At 61.3% G+C, this 14,744-nt stretch carries 15 protein-coding genes; 10 read left to right on the top strand and 5 right to left on the bottom strand.

Annotation, left to right across the window (positions count from 1 at the left end; genetic code table 11):
• The first annotated feature begins 27 nt into the window (after positions 1 to 27).
• Positions 28 to 852, top strand: coding sequence for an alpha/beta fold hydrolase (locus ACM6G4_RS11170; RefSeq protein WP_414913672.1), 825 nt, complete (start codon positions 28 to 30; stop codon positions 850 to 852).
• 37 nt (positions 853 to 889) lie between these two features.
• Here ACM6G4_RS11170 and ACM6G4_RS11165 read toward each other — a convergent pair whose 3' ends face one another.
• The gene (locus tag ACM6G4_RS11165) at positions 890 to 1,345 is read right to left on the bottom strand and encodes a helix-turn-helix domain-containing protein (protein ID WP_056723463.1); all 456 of its coding nucleotides are present in this window, start codon (positions 1,343 to 1,345) and stop codon (positions 890 to 892) included.
• Between the two features lie 262 nt (positions 1,346 to 1,607).
• Here ACM6G4_RS11165 and ACM6G4_RS11160 point away from each other — a divergent pair, with 262 nt between their 5' ends.
• The 7 genes from ACM6G4_RS11160 (at position 1,608) to ycaC (ending at position 8,831) form a co-directional block, all read left to right on the top strand.
• The gene (locus ACM6G4_RS11160; RefSeq protein ID WP_414913671.1) at positions 1,608 to 2,597 is read left to right on the top strand and encodes an MBL fold metallo-hydrolase; all 990 of its coding nucleotides are present in this window, start codon (positions 1,608 to 1,610) and stop codon (positions 2,595 to 2,597) included.
• A 47-nt stretch (positions 2,598 to 2,644) separates the two neighbouring features.
• A complete protein-coding gene (locus ACM6G4_RS11155) occupies positions 2,645 to 3,565 on the top strand; it encodes a LysR substrate-binding domain-containing protein (protein WP_414913670.1) in 921 nt (306 codons plus the stop codon).
• Positions 3,566 to 4,627: 1,062 nt separating this feature from the next.
• Positions 4,628 to 4,987: a DUF6124 family protein gene (locus tag ACM6G4_RS11150; protein WP_414913669.1), complete on the top strand. Its 360-nt coding sequence runs from the start codon at positions 4,628 to 4,630 to the stop codon at positions 4,985 to 4,987.
• Positions 4,988 to 5,279: 292 nt separating this feature from the next.
• Positions 5,280 to 5,696, top strand: a complete 417-nt coding sequence (locus ACM6G4_RS11145) for a DoxX family protein (RefSeq protein WP_414913668.1) — start codon at positions 5,280 to 5,282, stop codon at positions 5,694 to 5,696.
• Complete coding sequence (locus tag ACM6G4_RS11140) at positions 5,689 to 6,297, top strand: antibiotic biosynthesis monooxygenase (protein ID WP_414913667.1); 609 nt, start codon at positions 5,689 to 5,691, stop codon at positions 6,295 to 6,297. Before ACM6G4_RS11145 ends, ACM6G4_RS11140 begins: the two co-directional genes overlap by 8 nt.
• Entirely contained in the window at positions 6,297 to 8,135 is a 1,839-nt protein-coding gene (locus tag ACM6G4_RS11135) for an amidohydrolase (protein ID WP_056723474.1), read from the top strand. The genes ACM6G4_RS11140 and ACM6G4_RS11135 overlap by 1 nt, the downstream gene beginning before the upstream one ends.
• A gap of 69 nt (positions 8,136 to 8,204) precedes the next feature.
• Positions 8,205 to 8,831, top strand: a complete 627-nt coding sequence (ycaC, locus tag ACM6G4_RS11130; RefSeq protein WP_056723476.1) for an isochorismate family cysteine hydrolase YcaC — start codon at positions 8,205 to 8,207, stop codon at positions 8,829 to 8,831.
• Between the two features lie 115 nt (positions 8,832 to 8,946).
• Here the strand turns inward: ycaC and ACM6G4_RS11125 are convergent, their stop codons facing one another.
• The gene (locus tag ACM6G4_RS11125; RefSeq protein WP_414913666.1) at positions 8,947 to 10,374 is read right to left on the bottom strand and encodes a mechanosensitive ion channel domain-containing protein; all 1,428 of its coding nucleotides are present in this window, start codon (positions 10,372 to 10,374) and stop codon (positions 8,947 to 8,949) included.
• Positions 10,375 to 10,518: 144 nt separating this feature from the next.
• On the opposite strand from ACM6G4_RS11125, the gene ACM6G4_RS11120 reads away from it, so the two are divergent.
• Positions 10,519 to 11,415, top strand: a complete 897-nt coding sequence (locus ACM6G4_RS11120) for a LysR family transcriptional regulator (RefSeq protein ID WP_056723480.1) — start codon at positions 10,519 to 10,521, stop codon at positions 11,413 to 11,415.
• Between the two features lie 82 nt (positions 11,416 to 11,497).
• Here ACM6G4_RS11120 and ACM6G4_RS11115 read toward each other — a convergent pair whose 3' ends face one another.
• The 3 genes from ACM6G4_RS11115 to gspG all read right to left on the bottom strand — a co-directional run bounded on the left by ACM6G4_RS11115 (position 11,498) and on the right by gspG (position 13,795).
• Complete coding sequence (locus ACM6G4_RS11115; RefSeq protein WP_414913665.1) at positions 11,498 to 11,983, bottom strand: hypothetical protein; 486 nt, start codon at positions 11,981 to 11,983, stop codon at positions 11,498 to 11,500.
• 175 nt (positions 11,984 to 12,158) lie between these two features.
• Positions 12,159 to 13,346 carry a type II secretion system F family protein gene (locus ACM6G4_RS11110; RefSeq protein ID WP_414913664.1) on the bottom strand — a complete coding sequence of 396 codons (1,188 nt, stop codon included), beginning with the start codon at positions 13,344 to 13,346 and terminating at the stop codon, positions 12,159 to 12,161.
• A 14-nt stretch (positions 13,347 to 13,360) separates the two neighbouring features.
• Entirely contained in the window at positions 13,361 to 13,795 is a 435-nt protein-coding gene (gene gspG, locus ACM6G4_RS11105) for a type II secretion system major pseudopilin GspG (protein ID WP_056723485.1), read from the bottom strand.
• Positions 13,796 to 13,990: 195 nt separating this feature from the next.
• On the opposite strand from gspG, the gene ACM6G4_RS11100 reads away from it, so the two are divergent.
• Positions 13,991 to 14,599 (top strand): lytic transglycosylase domain-containing protein, encoded by a 609-nt coding sequence (locus ACM6G4_RS11100; RefSeq protein WP_056723487.1) that lies wholly within the window; start codon positions 13,991 to 13,993, stop codon positions 14,597 to 14,599.
• Positions 14,600 to 14,744 lie beyond the last annotated feature (145 nt).

The raw sequence follows: 14,744 nt of genomic DNA, 5'->3' as shown, positions 1-14,744 counted from the left end.
CCAACCCTCGTTAAGGAGGCATCACCCATGAGCACCTTCACTACCCGCGACGGCGTCGAGATCTACTACAAGGACTGGGGCACCGGTCAGCCGATTATCTTTAGTCACGGCTGGCCGCTCAACGCCGACAGCTGGGAATCGCAGATGATTTTCCTGGCCTCCAAAGGCTTCCGGGTCATCGCCCACGACCGTCGTGGTCATGGGCGCTCCAGCCAGCCGTGGTCGGGCAATGACATGGACCATTACGCCGACGACCTGGCGCAGTTGATCGAACTGCTGGACCTGCAAAACGCCGTGCTGTTCGGCTTCTCCACCGGCGGTGGCGAGGTGGCGCGTTACATCGGTCGCCATGGCACCGGCCGCGTGGCCAAGGCCGGGCTGATTTCCGCGGTACCGCCGCAGATGCTCAAGACCGAAGCCAACCCCGACGGCCTGCCGCTGGAAGTGTTCGACGGCATTCGCCAGGCCTCGCTGGCCGACCGCTCGCAGCTGTACATCGACCTCGCCAGCGGCCCGTTCTTCGGTTTCAACAAACCCGACGCGAAACCGTCCCAGGGCATGATCGACTGGTTCTGGATGCAAGGCATGATGGCTGGCCACAAGAACGCCTATGACTGCATCAAGGCGTTCTCGGAAACCGACTTCACCGAAGATTTGAAGAAGTTCGACGTGCCGACCCTGGTGGTGCATGGCGACGCGGATCAGGTTGTGCCGTACGAAGCGGCGGGCGTCTCCTCCGCCAGGCTGGTGAAGGGCTCGACCCTGAAGATTTACCCGGGCGCCCCTCACGGTTTGACGGACACCCACAAGGACCAGCTCAATGCTGACCTGTTGGCGTTCTTGAAAGGTTAAAAAGCACAGATCAAGAGATCGCAGGCTTCGCCAGCGCCTACACGCCAGCGTGTATACCCGTAGGAGCTGCCGAAGGCTGCGATCTTTTGCTTTTAAGGCCATGCACCACCTGACAGCGCCAGGAAAACGGATTGATGCCTTCGCTGCGGGTGAAGATGTGGCAGAAGTGCGCCTGATCGCAGAAACCGCATTCGAGACTGATCTGCGTGAGGCTCAGGCCGGTGTATTGGATCAATTGCTTGGCCAGGGCAATGCGCTGCTGACGAATCCAGTCCTGTGGCGAGAGGCCTGTGCTGCACTTGAACGCGCGCGAGAAGTGACTGCGCGACAGGGCGCAAGCCTGTGCCAGTTCAGTGACTTCCAGGCTGTCGCCCAGACGCTCGAGGATCAGTTGTTTAACCAGTTTTTCGCGTTGTGGGCTGAGGCCGCCGGTGTGGGGCTTGCGCGGTTCGCTGGCAGGTGCGCGGGCGGTGGTGTGCTGTGGGTAAGCCATGGCCATTGTCCGGTCGGGGAGGAAAAGCGCTGGCGCCCGGTTCGAGCGATCAGCACCGTTACTCTGGAAAAAAACAGTTCTGCGCTGAGGGCTTCATTGTTGGAGGCGGCCGATGCGGCTGACGAGTTAAACGTTGTTAATTCCATGCCCGAGGGTGTGAACACAGCACATCGTTGCAAGTGCGGGCAGCGGCGATTGGCACAAGATGCGCACAATGGAGCGGGCTATAACGGACCGCCGCTTGGCCTGGAAAGGTAATCAGATGAAACGGACATTGCAGGGAACGCTCGGCGCCATCGGCCTGGCGCTGATATCCGCCGGCGCACTGGCTCAGGCGCCCGCGCAGGTGGGCACGCAAGTACCCGGATACTTCCGCCTGGCGCTGGGGGATTACGAAGTGACGGCGCTGTTCGACGGCTACAACGATCTATCGCCCAAGCTGTTGCAGGGCATGAGCCAGGACCGGATCCGCGCACTGCTGGCCCGTCGTTCGATTGAAACCCCGGGGGTACAGACCGCCTTCAACGCCTTTCTGGTCAACACCGGTAAACAGCTGATCCTGATCGACACTGGGGCAGGGCAGTGCATCGGCCCTACCGCCGGCCAGTTGCCGGCCAACCTGCAAGCGGCCGGCTACAAACCGGAGCAAGTGGACGCCATCCTGATCACCCACCTGCACCTTGATCATGTCTGCGGCCTGGTGGACGGCCAACAGCAACCGCTGTTCGCCAACGCCACGGTGTATGCCGCCAAGGCCGAGGCCGACTACTGGCTCGATCCGCAGGCATTGGCCAAGGCACCGGAAGCGGCCAAGGGCTACTTCAAAATCGCCCAGGATTCCACCGCGCCTTACGTGGCCGCCGGCCGTTTCAAGACCTTCACCCCCGGCCAGTCACCGCTACCGGGTGTGGTCGAGGCGCAACTGGAAGAAGGGCACACGCCGGGCAGCACCACGTACCGTTTCACCTCGCAAGGGCAAAGCATCCTGTTCATGGGCGACCTGGTGCACAACCTCGCCGTGCAGTTCCTGCATCCTGAGGTATCGATCGGTTTCGACGTCGACAGCCAGCATGCGATCAAAAGCCGCAACCAGGTGTTCAGTGCCGCTGCCGCCAGCAAGACCTGGGTGACGGCGGCACACCTGCCATTTCCCGGTATCGGTCATATCACCGCCGAAGGCAAGCATTTCCAGTGGGTGCCGGTGGAGTACGGGCCGTACAAACGAGCGGCAAACGTACCGTTGATCGAGTAAAGTCGACAGCTCTCGCGCCTGGCCGAACAAACAAGGAACCCGAGCCTATGAACCGTAACGATCTGCGTCGCGTCGACATGAACCTGCTGGTGATTTTCGAGGCCCTGATGTTCGAAAAGAACCTGACCCGCGTCGCGGAAAAACTGTTCATGGGCCAACCGGCGGTGAGCGCCGCGCTGGGGCGTTTGCGCGATCTGTTCGACGACCCGTTGCTGCTGCGCAACGGTCGTGGCATGGAACCGACGGCGCGGGCGCTGGCGATTCTCAAGGAGTTGCAACCGGCGATGGACACCATTTCCGGTGCGGTCAGCCGGGCCAAGGAGTTCGATCCGGCGACCAGTTGCGATGTGTTTCGCATTGGGCTGTCGGACGATGCCGAGTTCGGTTTGTTTCCGCCGTTGCTGCGTCAGTTGCAGGAGGAAGCGCCGGGCATCGTCGTGGTCGTGCGGCGGGCCAATTACCTGTTGATGCCGACGCTGCTGGCGTCGGGGGAAATCTCGGTGGGCGTGAGTTACACCACGGATCTGCCGGCCAATGCCAAGCGCAAGAAGCTGCGCGATATTCCCTGCAAGGTGCTGCGCGGTGACACCCGTCCCGGGACGCTGACCCTGGATGAGTACTGCGAGCGGCCCCATGCGATGGTGTCGTTCTCGGGGGATTTGAGCGGCAATATCGACCTGGATCTGGCGAAGGTCGGGCGCAGTCGTCGTGTGGTGCTGGGGGTGCCGCAGTTCAGTGGGTTGCGGGCGTTGCTTGCCGGGACCGAGATGATTGCCACTGTGCCGGATTATGCGGCGTGTGCTTTGGTCGAGGGGTGTGGGTTGCGGGCCGAGGATCCGCCGTTCGAGATTGAGGCGGCGCAGTTGTCGATGGCCTGGAGCGGGGTGCATGACAATGATCCGGCGGAGCGGTGGTTGCGGTCGCGGATTGGTCAGTTCATGTCTTTGGCTTTGGATATTCCTTCCTGACTGAGTACATATCCGTTGCTTCGGTAACGGCGGCTTATGGTTTCGCCCTTACGGCGAGTCCCTTTGGCAAACGCCGGAGTGCCGGCCCAGCCCAAAGGAACCAAAGGTCTCGCCCCGAACGTACGGCCCCTCGCTGAGGCTCGGGGTTCCTTCGCTCCGGTATTCATCCGGGGGCATTGCCCTCCGGTCGGCTTCGCTTCGACCTACATGCAATGAGTTCGACTGCGTCGAACGGCGCTGCGCGCCCATCCCCGGATAAACACCTGCGCTCAGCCTTCCGAGGGGGCGGGTGGATCAAGATCAAAAGCTGCAGGCGAGCTAACGCTCGGCCTGATGAGTGGTGAGAAGCGGCGCGGTGTGGGCTGCTCTGCCTTTGCTCTTCTGTGGGAGCGAGCTTGCTCGCGATGACGGCCTGCCAGCCGACCAATCTCTCACAGATGTACTCAGTACCTGTGGGAGCGGGCTTGCCCGCGAAGACGGACTGCCAGCCAACCAATCTCTCGCAGATACACACAACTCAAACTGTGGGAGCGGGCTTGCTCGCGAAGGCGGCCTGACAGCCAACCAATCTCTCACAGATGTTGCCGATCCAATTGTAGGAGCGAGCCTGCTCGCGATAGCGGTGGATCAGTCAACACCAATGCCGGATGTAATGCCGCCATCGCGAGCAAGCTCGCACACAGGGAATATGCAGTGTTCTGACAGCCCTGTTTAAAAGCCGTCAGCCTCTATTCCTGAAAGCCACACCGCCTTGCGTCGTTGCCTACAACTACGCCAGAATCCGCCGGCTTGTGAGTCTTGTACCCGGTCTTTATCGTTTCCCTGTCGCTGCAAATTCAGCGACCGGGTTTAGCGACCCGACCAGGTATAAGCGCAACAAGGCTCCAGTCTCTATTGCACATATTCGTGTGTTTGCAATTTTCGACATGGTGGCTGTGCGCGGGAGGCCTTCGGGTCTGCCGGGTCTTATACCTCCCGGTTCGCTAACCTGCGTACAGCTGCCACCCTTACTTGTTTAGCGACGGGTTTTGGTGGTTTCACCAGGTATAAAGGAGCTCCGCCATGTTCAAACCAACCCCGAATCCCCCGCAATCCGACGACGTTTCCCCCTACGATTCGCTCGACTCCAGAAAACTCCACGAAGCCGCCGACCGCGCACTGGATCACTACCTCAACCCCGCAAAAGATCCGGCTCCATCGCATAAACCCAGCACGATGTTTGTCATCGCCCCCGACATCAACACCGAAACGCTATTGGCCCACGCCTGCGAATCCCTGGCCTCGGCCAGCATCATGGCCAGCGACCTTGCGGGATTTCTGCAAAGCCCTCATCGCAATTCACTGCTGGGAATTGCGCAGATCATCATGTTGGGTGAGCTGGCGGTGAACCGGGCGCTGGATAATATCGACCCGCAAGACTAACCACTGATCCCTGTGGCGAGGGGGCTTGCCCCCGTTCGGCTGCGCAGCAGTCGTAGAACCGGTTAACACGGTTTGCCTGAAGCATCACGGTTGCTGGATTTAGGGCCGCTTCGCAGCCCAGCGGGGGCAAGCCCCCTCGCCACAGGGACTGCGCTTTGCAGGTGAATTGCGCATCTTTGTCGCACCCGCAAACAGAGCACGTACATTCAATTTTTCCTCCCCCCGTCCCGGCACTATCAAGTCCTGTCCCGGCGTATCGACGCCGGTGGTTTTTTATTTGTGCGGGTAGGCCATGGACGCTTCGCGACGCGATGATCGGGCGCAAGACTGGGGGCTGCTGTTCCTGCGGGTCAGCGGCGGGTTGTTCCTGTTGTGGGTACACGGTTTGCCCAAGCTGTTTCACTACAGTGCCGAGCTGCAAAACATTGAAGACCCTTTCCACCTGGGCGCGAACCTGACGCTGCTGCTGGCGATTTTCGCCGAGGTCGTGTGCCCGCTGCTGATCGTTGCCGGGTTGCTGGCGCGTATGGCGTGTTTGCCTATTCTGTTTTTGCTGTGGGTGTCGATGTTGGTCGTGCATCCGCAGTGGACGCTCTTCGAAGGCCAGTTCGGCTGGCTGTTGTTGATCGTGTTCAGCAGCATTTTCATCGCCGGGCCGGGACGGCTGGCGCTCAATGTCCGTTTCGTCGGAGCCTTGCGTTATGTCTGATCTCAATCGCCGTGAGCCGGCCAGTCCCGGACCTGATGAGGTGGTGACCCTGATCGTCAAGCACCGGGTCAAGGCCGGTTTCGAAGTGCCTTATGAAGCCTGGCTGCGCAATATCGTCAAGGTGGCCGCGCAGAACGTCGGGCATCTGGGGGTGGACGTGGTGCGCGGCAAGAATGCCGGCCTCGATACCTACACCTGCGTGCTGCGCTTTTGCTCGACCGAGGCAATGCAGAGCTGGCTCGATTCACCGCAACGCCAGGAACTGGTCAACGAAGCCGCGCCGATGCTGGCCGATGGCGACCAGACCGAGGTCAATCCGGTCAACGAGTTCTGGTTCTCGCCCCAGGCCGAGGCCGGTACGCCACCGCCGCGCTGGAAGCAGGCCGTGGTAACGCTGCTGGTGATCCTGCCGCACACCCTGCTGGTACCGCTGCTCTGGGGGCCGCTGCTACGGCTCAACGCCTTGCTCTCCAACTACGTGGTGGCCACGTTCCTGATCACCCTGACCATCGTGCTGTCGGTGGTTTACATCTTCATGCCCATGGCGACGCGTCTGTTCGCGCCCTGGCTGTCTCCCGCTACTTTGCACGAGGAACCGTGATGAACGCCGATCTGATTCTGTTCAATGGTCAATTCCATACCGTTGACCGTGAGAAACCGCTCGCCAGCGCCGTGGCGATCAGCGACGGGCGTTTTGTCGCGGTCGGCAGCGATGCCCAAGCCATGGCACTGCGTGGTTCGGGCACACAAGTGATCGACCTCAAGGGCCGCTGCGTGATCCCCGGGCTCAACGACTCGCACTTGCACCTGATCCGTGGCGGCTTGAACTACAACCTGGAACTGCGCTGGGAAGGTGTGCCGTCCCTGGCCGATGCCTTGCGCATGCTCAAGGAGCAGGCCGACCGTACGCCGACGCCGCAATGGGTGCGGGTGGTCGGTGGCTGGAACGAATTCCAGTTCGCCGAGAAGCGCATGCCGACCTTGGCGGAGCTCAATCAGGCGGCACCGGATACGCCGGTGTTTGTGCTGCACCTGTACGACCGCGCCTTGCTCAACCGTGCCGCGTTGCGCGTCGCCGGTTATACCCGCGACACACCGAACCCGCCGGGGGGCGAGATCGTGCGTGACGCCAACGGCGAGCCGACCGGCATGCTGGTGGCGCGGCCCAACGCGATGATTCTGTACTCGACCCTGGCCAAGGGGCCGAAGTTGCCGCTGGAGTATCAGGTCAACTCGACCCGCCAGTTCATGCGCGAGCTCAATCGCCTGGGCCTGACCAGCGCCATCGATGCTGGCGGCGGTTTCCAGAATTACCCGGATGATTACCAGGTGATCGAGCAGTTGGCGAAGGACGAGCAACTGACCGTGCGCATCGCCTACAACCTGTTCACCCAGAAGCCCAAGGAAGAGTTGACCGATTTCAAGAACTGGACCGGCAGCGTGAAGCTGCACCAGGGCGACGATTTCCTGCGGCACAACGGCGCCGGGGAAATGCTGGTGTTCTCGGCGGCGGACTTCGAAGACTTCCTCGAACCGCGCCCGGACCTGCCGCAAACCATGGAAGCCGAGCTGGAGCCGGTGGTGCGCCACCTCGTCGAGCAACGCTGGCCGTTCCGTTTGCACGCCACCTACAACGAATCCATCAGCCGCATGCTCGATGTGTTCGAGAAGGTCAATCGCGACATTCCGTTCAATGGCTTGCCGTGGTTTTTCGACCACGCCGAAACCATCACCCCGCAGAACATCGAGCGGGTGAGGGCGCTGGGCGGTGGCATCGCGATCCAGGATCGCATGGCGTTCCAGGGTGAATATTTCGTCGAGCGTTACGGCGCGAAAGCGGCCGAAGCCACGCCGCCGATCAAACGCATGCTGGCCGAAGGTGTGCCGGTCGGCGCCGGTACCGACGCGACGCGGGTGTCGAGCTACAACCCGTGGACCTCGCTGTACTGGATGGTCAGCGGTCGCACCGTCGGCGGTATGGAGTTGCACGCCGAAGGCCTTTCACGCCTGACGGCGCTGGAACTGTTCACCCACGGCAGCGCCTGGTTCTCGTCGGAGCAAGGCAAGAAGGGCCAGATCAAGGTCGGGCAACTGGCCGATGTCGCCGCCCTCAGCGCGGATTTTTTCAGCGTCGATGAAGAGGCGATCAAGTGGATCGAGTCGGTGTTGACCGTGGTCGGCGGCAAGGTGGTCTACGGTGCCGGTGACTTCGAGAAACTCGGGCCGGCCAGCGTGCCGGTACTGCCGGACTGGTCGCCGGTGGTGAAGGTGCCCGGTCACTGGCGCCCGACGTCGCCGATGCAGGCCCAGGTTCACCATTGCAGCGGCCCGTGCGCGGTGCATTCCCACAGTCATGAACGGGCGCGCCTGTCGAACGCGCCGGTCAGCGATTTTGCCGGTTTCTGGGGTGCCTTTGGCTGCTCGTGTTTTGCCTTCTGACTCTTTTAAAAAAGCGCCGGCCCAACAGGTCGGCGCTGACTGCGACAACCATCCATCAAGGAGTTTCCAATGAGCAACGTTCCGTACAAACGCCTGAACAAAGACGATGCCGTGGTTTTGCTGGTCGACCACCAGACCGGTCTGATCTCGCTGGTACAGGATTTCTCGCCCAACGAGTTCAAGAACAACGTGCTGGCGCTGGGCGACATCGCCAGGTTCTTCAAGCTGCCGACCATCCTCACCACCAGTTTCGACAGCGGTCCGAACGGCCCGATCGTGCCGGAGCTCAAGGCGCAGTTCCCGGACGCGCCGTTCATTGCTCGCCCGGGCCAGATCAACGCCTGGGACAACGAAGACTTCGTCAAGGCGATCAAGGCCACCGGTCGCAAGCAACTGATCATCGCCGGTGTGGTGACCGACGTGTGCGTGGCGTTCCCGACCCTGTCGGCCATTGCCGAGGGCTTTGAGGTGTTTGTGGTGACCGACGCTTCCGGCACCTTCAACACCACCGTGCAACAAGCGGCCTGGGCACGCATGTCGGCCGCCGGTGCGCACCTGCTGAACTGGTTCTCCGTGGCCTGCGAGCTGCAAGGCGACTGGCGCAACGACATGGAAGGCCTGGCCAACCTGCTGTCCGAGCGCCTGCCGAACTATCGCAACCTGATCAACAGCTACATGAAATTTACTGCGCAGTAATGGTTGTGGCTGCTGGCTTTGGCCAGCAGCCTTTAAAAGATCGCAGCCTTCGGCAGCTCCTACTTCGGAATGTGTTTCCCTGTAGGAGCTGCCGAAGGCTGCGATCTTTTTTCTTTCAACGGTTTTGTAGCCAACTCAAAAACCCACCTTTCCTGACCTCCACCGGCTTGGCCATCAACGCCATCCGGCTGTTCTGCTGGCGCACTGCTTGCAGCTTGTTCAACGCCCGGTCGACTTCCCGTCGTTGCGCCATGCAACTGCGGGTCAGGGATTTGTCGAGGCGGTAAATGATGCTTGAAGTCATGGCGGTGAACCGTGCCTGGGATGGCGTGTCGGCGAGGATGCTTTGTTCGCCCATGACTTCGCTCGGCCCCATGCGCCCGGCTTCGATCTGCGTGCTGCCGTCGGGGACGGTGGCGCTGACCACGCCAGTGGCGATGACGAACAGGCTGTCCGGTACTTCTTCCAGATCCAGCACCACTTCACCGGCCGTGTATTGTTGCGCCACCATGTTCTGGGCCAGGCGATCACGCTCCTCGGCGCTCAGGGAACGGAAGATTTTCACTTCATCGAGCAAGGCCCGTGCGCGGGTCGACGGTTCGATCACGCCATCGGGTTGCCGGGAAATGCCTGCCGCTTCGAGGTGCCGATGGGCCAGGTCGAACAGTTGATTGCGCACTTCACCTTTTTTGCCCAACTCGGCGATAAAGCCGCTGGCCACGTATTCGGACATGGTTTCGCCGGCTTCCTTGAGCACGGCTTTCGGCGCCGGATCGAGCAGCAGGCTGCTGCTGCCTTGCAGAGTGCGGTCCAGGGCGTCGAGTACCCGACGCGGGCGGATGTGGTTGGGCACTTGAATGCTGATGGACACGCCGTGCAGGTTGAACGGGCGGCTGAGGTTGACGATCTTCGCCTTGGCCGCCACCGAGTTCGGCACCACCGCGGTGCTGCCGGCGCTGGTCAGCAGGTGGGTGGCACGCCAGTCGATGTCCAGCACCTTGCCTTCAATTCCGTCGATGGAAACCCGGTCATCGACCTGATACGGCTTGGTGGTGTTGAGCACGATGCCGGAGAACACGTCGCTCAAGGTGCTCTGCAATGCCAGGCCCACCACGATGGCGACGACACCGGAGGTCGCCAGCAAGCCTTTCACCGGCAGTTCCAGCACGTAGCCGGCGGCGGCCACCACGGCAATCAGGAACACCAGTGCGCCGATGACATCCTGCAACAGCCGGCCGCTGTGGCCGATGCGCTGCATCAGGGCCAGGCCGATCACTTCGGTGAGCACCCGCGCGGCGTACAGCCACCAGAGAATCCCCAGTGCCGTGGCCCCCAGTTGTGCCACGGGATCTTCGGCAAACAAGGGCGCCTGCAACGGGCTGACACCGGCGTTGATGAGCACCGCGCTGAACAGCACAAACAGCGCCAGGCGCACACCGACCCGGCTGACGCGATGCTTGAATGGCGCGAGGTGCCAGAGCAGGGCGTCGACTACCAACAGCAGTGCGCTCAGGGAAAGCAAATGCTCAAGGAGCAAGGACATGGGGAACTCCATTTAAATGCTTGCGGCAAACAGATCGCAGATCCTTCGGGGAAGGTGATTTCAGTGCGGTGAACGAAGATTAATGGTGTGCCATGAAGGGAAAAAGCGGCTATAAAGTGTTTGACTGTCAACCGGGAAGTGACAATGAACCCCTTCGAAGATATGCGCATTTTTTGCCAGGTCATGGACTCCGGCAGCTTCACGGCGGCCGCCGATCAATTGGGGCTGTCCAAGCAGTTTGTCAGCCGCCGCTTGATGCAACTCGAAGAGCGCCTGGGCGTGCGCTTGCTCAATCGCTCGACCCGGCGCCTGGACGTTACACCCCTGGGGCAGAGCTATTACGAATCAGCCTTGCGCCTGCTCAGCGAAGTCGAACAAGTGGAGCAGGGCATCGCCGGCCAGACCACCGAGCCACGCGGGACCATTCGGGTGAGTGCGCCGCTGTCGTTCGCACTGGCCCATCTGGGCTGCCTGTTGCCAGTGTTTTTGCAGCGCTATCGCGACGTGACGGTGGAGATGGATTTGAGCGATCGCCCCGTGGATTTGCTCGGTGAGGGCTACGACCTCGCGCTGCGCATCGGCACACTGGAGGACTCGACACTGATCGCCCGTCGCATTGCCTCCATTGAGCGGGTGTACTGCGCAAGCCCGGCGTACCTGGCCGAGCGCGGTACACCGCTCAAGCCTGAAGACTTGCACAGTCACGACTGCCTGCCGTATGGCCATGGTCGACAGGTGCAATGGCGGTTTGCGGGGCAGGGCAAATCATTGAGCGTCAATGTCAGCGGGCGGATGCGCGTCAACAACGGTGAACTGCTCAAGGATGCGGCGATCGCCGGGCTGGGGATCACGTATTTGCCTACGTTCATTGTCGGCTCGGCGTTGAAGGATGGGCGACTGGTGGAGGTGCTGGAGGATTTGCGCCCCGAGCCGCTGACGTTATCGGCGGTCTATCCGCAACACCGGCAGAGTTCGCGGCCGGTGCAGGCGCTGGTTGAGTTCTTGCGCGAGGAACTGGATCAGTCTGAGGGTGGGTTGTAATGAGATGGTTCACACAATCTATTGTGGGAGCGGCGGTGCGCCGCTCCCACAGGGTTTTGTGTTGTATGGGAATCAGCTGGGATCAGCTCCTTTTGTCATCACCGGGTTCGGCATGGACACCGCGGTCATCGCCGGGCTCGCCATTGGCATGCACGCCACGGTCATCACCGGGCTCGCCATTGGCATGAACCCCATGGTCATCGCCGGGCTCATCATGGGTGCCGCTGCGACCTGAGGACGAGGCCGTTCCGGAGTGACTCGAACCGCTGTTGGCACTGCCATGGCCGCTGTTGCTGCCATGATCGCCACTGTGGCCGCTGCCGCTGTTGCCGCCACTGCCGCTTCCACCGTGACTACCGCCACCACCACTGCCGCCACCACCACCGCTACCGCCACTGCCGCCGCCGCCGCCACCACCACTGCCGCCACCACCACCGCCGCCGCCACTACCCCCCCCATCCTTGGCCAGAGCACTGGAAACTCCGGACAGGCTGTCCGGAATCAATACGGTAGACGCCGACAGAACCGCGCCAATAGCTACTGCCAGTAAAAGCTTATTGATGAGCATGTCGTTCTCCGTCTTTTTTATTCAGATTGGAACGTTGATGAACATTGCAATGTGCTGCCTTTTTTCCCCATGGGAACTAGATGAACAGTTCAACGCACCGATTTATTCGGCTGGAACGTTGAAAAAGAATGCGATGCACGGCCGGACCTGCTTCTAAAGGGTCAATTCCAAAGGGTCAGTGAATGCTCGAGGCCAGTTCGAAAATCGGGATGTACATCAGGATCACGATCACCCCGATCAGCAGGCCGATGAAGGTCATCAGCAAGGGTTCGAACAGCCGCACGAACCATTCGATCCAGCGGCTGATTTCTTCGTCGTAGAAGTCGGCGCTGCGCTCCATCATTTGCCCGAGGTTGCCGGACTGTTCGCCGGCACGCAGCAGGCGCAGGGACACGGGGGTCACCAGGTGATTGAGTTCCAGCGCGGCAGAGAGTGATTGCCCTTCGCGCACCCGGTCGCAGGCCTGGTCCAGGCGCGTGCGGGAGGCGACGCTGAGCAGGCCACGGACCATGCCCATGGCAGTGACCAGAGGGATGCCACCTTGCAGCAGAATCCCCAGCGAACGGTAGAAGCGCGCCAGTTCATACATGAAGATGCGCTGGTGCACCGCGGGGAGTTTTTCGATCAGTCGGTCCAGCCCCCGACGAAACGCCGGCTGGCGCTGGAGCAGGGTGAGGGCGACGATGATGGCCAGCAAGCCACCGAAGAATTCACCCTGGTGGGCGTGCAGGAACATGCCACTGCTCATCAGGATCTGCGACATCCACGGCAGGTTCGACCCCAGTCCTTCAAACACCAGGCTGAAGCGCGGTACGACATACCCCATCAAAAACAAAACCACGCCACCACCCACCACCAGCAACAGCAAGGGGTAGATCGAAGCGCTGATGATCTTCTGGCGAACCTCGTCCATGCGCTGGCGATAGCTGACATAGCGGCCCAGGGCATCGCCCACGGCGCCGGTCTTCTCGCTGGACTGCACCAGCGCCACGTACAGCGGAGGAAAAACCGCCGACAGCTGGCTCAGGGCCTGGGAAAACGATTTGCCCTCGTAAAGCAGGCGAACCAACTCGTTCAAGGTCTTGCGAGCCTGTGGCGCGTTTTCCTTTTCCGCCAGGCTTTCCAGCGCATCGATCAATGGCAGGCCGGCGTTGAGCAGGGTGGTCAGTTCCTGGCTGAACAACACCAGGTTGAACGTCTCGCGCTTGTGCAGGCGCAACGCGCGCCAATGTCGCTCGGCGTGCAGGCTGACCACCCGCAGGCCCTGGTCTTCGACGATGCGCCTGGCTTCGCTGTGCCCCGGTGCTTCGACGGTCATCGAGACGACACCGGCCTTGCCAACGGTCTTGAGATGAAAGCGCATGGTCGCCATTCCCGTCAGTTCCAGTTGGTGACTTCGGCGTTCTCGCCTTCGCCACCGGGTTGCCCGTCCTTGCCCATGGACAACAGGTCGTACTCGCTGTTTTCACCGGGATAGCGATAGGCGTAGTTGCGGCCCCAGGGGTCTTGCGGGAGTTTTTTCTGCAGGTACGGGCCGGTCCAGCGCGGTTCGTCGGCGGGGGCGGTGACCAGCGCCTGCAAGCCTTGTTCGGTCGATGGGTAATGGCCGACTTCCAGGCGGTAAAGGTCCAGGGCTTTGCTCAAGCCCTCTATTTGCGCCTTGGCCACTTTCACTTCGGAACGGCCCAGTTGGGCGAAATACTTCGGCGCCACGATGCCGGCCAACAGCCCCAGTACCACCAGCACTACCAACAGTTCGAGCAAGGTGAACCCGCCTTGGGGTCGCCGGGCATAAGACAGTCGCTGATTCATGATGACCTCACTCAGTCGGCAGCAGAGTTGCCATGTAGTTGCATGCAATTGCCATGCTCACGATTGCTGACCCTGGCGCGCCCCCCCGTACTACGGGCCTTCTCGCTTACGGCACAGTGCTTGCGTATGGCTGGTGCACGACTGGCCATTGGGGCAATTGCCCCAATTTTCGGGGCCGGAAGGGGAGGTATAACAATGAAAACACTCACCACCGGATTACTGGGTCTGCTTGTACTGGCCGGCGCCGCACAGGCCGATGTGTTTGTTTCCGTGGACGCCAATGGCAGCTACGTCCTGTCCAACGTCCACCGCCCCGGACGCCACTATGAACGGGTGATTCGTGAGCCCGATGCGGCGGTGGTCAGCCTCGATCAGCAACCGCAGATGATCGCCGCGCAACCCTATGCCGAGCTGGTGGCGGCGGCAGCCACGGCCAACGAACTGCCGGCGGCGCTGATTCACGCAGTGATCAAGACCGAATCGAGCTACAACGCCCGCGCCACCTCACCCAAGGGTGCTCGCGGGCTTATGCAGTTGATGCCCGACACTGCCCGCGAAATGGGTGTGACCAATGTCTACGACCCCAAGGCCAACATCCAGGGCGGCGCCCGCTATCTCAAGCGCCTGATGACGATGTTCGACAACGATATCCGCCTCGCCGTGGCGGCCTATAACGCCGGCCCGCAAGCGGTGCTCAGCCGGGGCAACGTGGTCCCGCCGTTCGCCGAGACCCAGCGTTATGTGCCCAGCGTGCTGAACCAGTATCGGCGTTTGCAGGGGTTGCCCGCGGATGCGCCGCTGTGATCGAAACCCCCGGGGGATTTTTCCCCAATAGTGGGGAATGATGGCCCCGGCGAAAAAGTGGGGGGATTGGGTGGGGTAAATCCCCCGACCTATCAAGTCGTAATTATAACACGCTGATTAATAACGTATTTTTTTGTGGCATGCG

This window comes from Pseudomonas sp. IT-P258, assembly GCF_949767825.1.
GTDB classification, from domain to species: domain Bacteria; phylum Pseudomonadota; class Gammaproteobacteria; order Pseudomonadales; family Pseudomonadaceae; genus Aquipseudomonas; species Aquipseudomonas monachiensis.
This window is presented reverse-complemented; position numbering and strand designations above follow the sequence as displayed.

Bases quoted from the DNA above. Each gene is read 5' to 3' on its own strand.
- ACM6G4_RS11135 (WP_056723474.1), top strand. From the start codon at position 6,297: ATGAACGCCGATCTGATTCTGTTCAATGGTCAATTCCATACCGTTGAC.
- ACM6G4_RS11150 (WP_414913669.1), top strand. From the start codon at position 4,628: ATGTTCAAACCAACCCCGAATCCCCCGCAATCCGACGACGTTTCCCCC.
- ACM6G4_RS11160 (WP_414913671.1), top strand. From the start codon at position 1,608: ATGAAACGGACATTGCAGGGAACGCTCGGCGCCATCGGCCTGGCGCTG.
- ACM6G4_RS11155 (WP_414913670.1), top strand. From the start codon at position 2,645: ATGAACCGTAACGATCTGCGTCGCGTCGACATGAACCTGCTGGTGATT.
- ycaC (WP_056723476.1), top strand. From the start codon at position 8,205: ATGAGCAACGTTCCGTACAAACGCCTGAACAAAGACGATGCCGTGGTT.
- gspG (WP_056723485.1), bottom strand. From the start codon at position 13,795: ATGAATCAGCGACTGTCTTATGCCCGGCGACCCCAAGGCGGGTTCACC.
- ACM6G4_RS11115 (WP_414913665.1), bottom strand. From the start codon at position 11,983: ATGCTCATCAATAAGCTTTTACTGGCAGTAGCTATTGGCGCGGTTCTG.
- ACM6G4_RS11145 (WP_414913668.1), top strand. From the start codon at position 5,280: ATGGACGCTTCGCGACGCGATGATCGGGCGCAAGACTGGGGGCTGCTG.
- ACM6G4_RS11100 (WP_056723487.1), top strand. From the start codon at position 13,991: ATGAAAACACTCACCACCGGATTACTGGGTCTGCTTGTACTGGCCGGC.
- ACM6G4_RS11110 (WP_414913664.1), bottom strand. From the start codon at position 13,346: ATGCGCTTTCATCTCAAGACCGTTGGCAAGGCCGGTGTCGTCTCGATG.
- ACM6G4_RS11120 (WP_056723480.1), top strand. From the start codon at position 10,519: ATGAACCCCTTCGAAGATATGCGCATTTTTTGCCAGGTCATGGACTCC.
- ACM6G4_RS11170 (WP_414913672.1), top strand. From the start codon at position 28: ATGAGCACCTTCACTACCCGCGACGGCGTCGAGATCTACTACAAGGAC.
- ACM6G4_RS11125 (WP_414913666.1), bottom strand. From the start codon at position 10,374: ATGTCCTTGCTCCTTGAGCATTTGCTTTCCCTGAGCGCACTGCTGTTG.
- ACM6G4_RS11140 (WP_414913667.1), top strand. From the start codon at position 5,689: ATGTCTGATCTCAATCGCCGTGAGCCGGCCAGTCCCGGACCTGATGAG.
- ACM6G4_RS11165 (WP_056723463.1), bottom strand. From the start codon at position 1,345: ATGGCTTACCCACAGCACACCACCGCCCGCGCACCTGCCAGCGAACCG.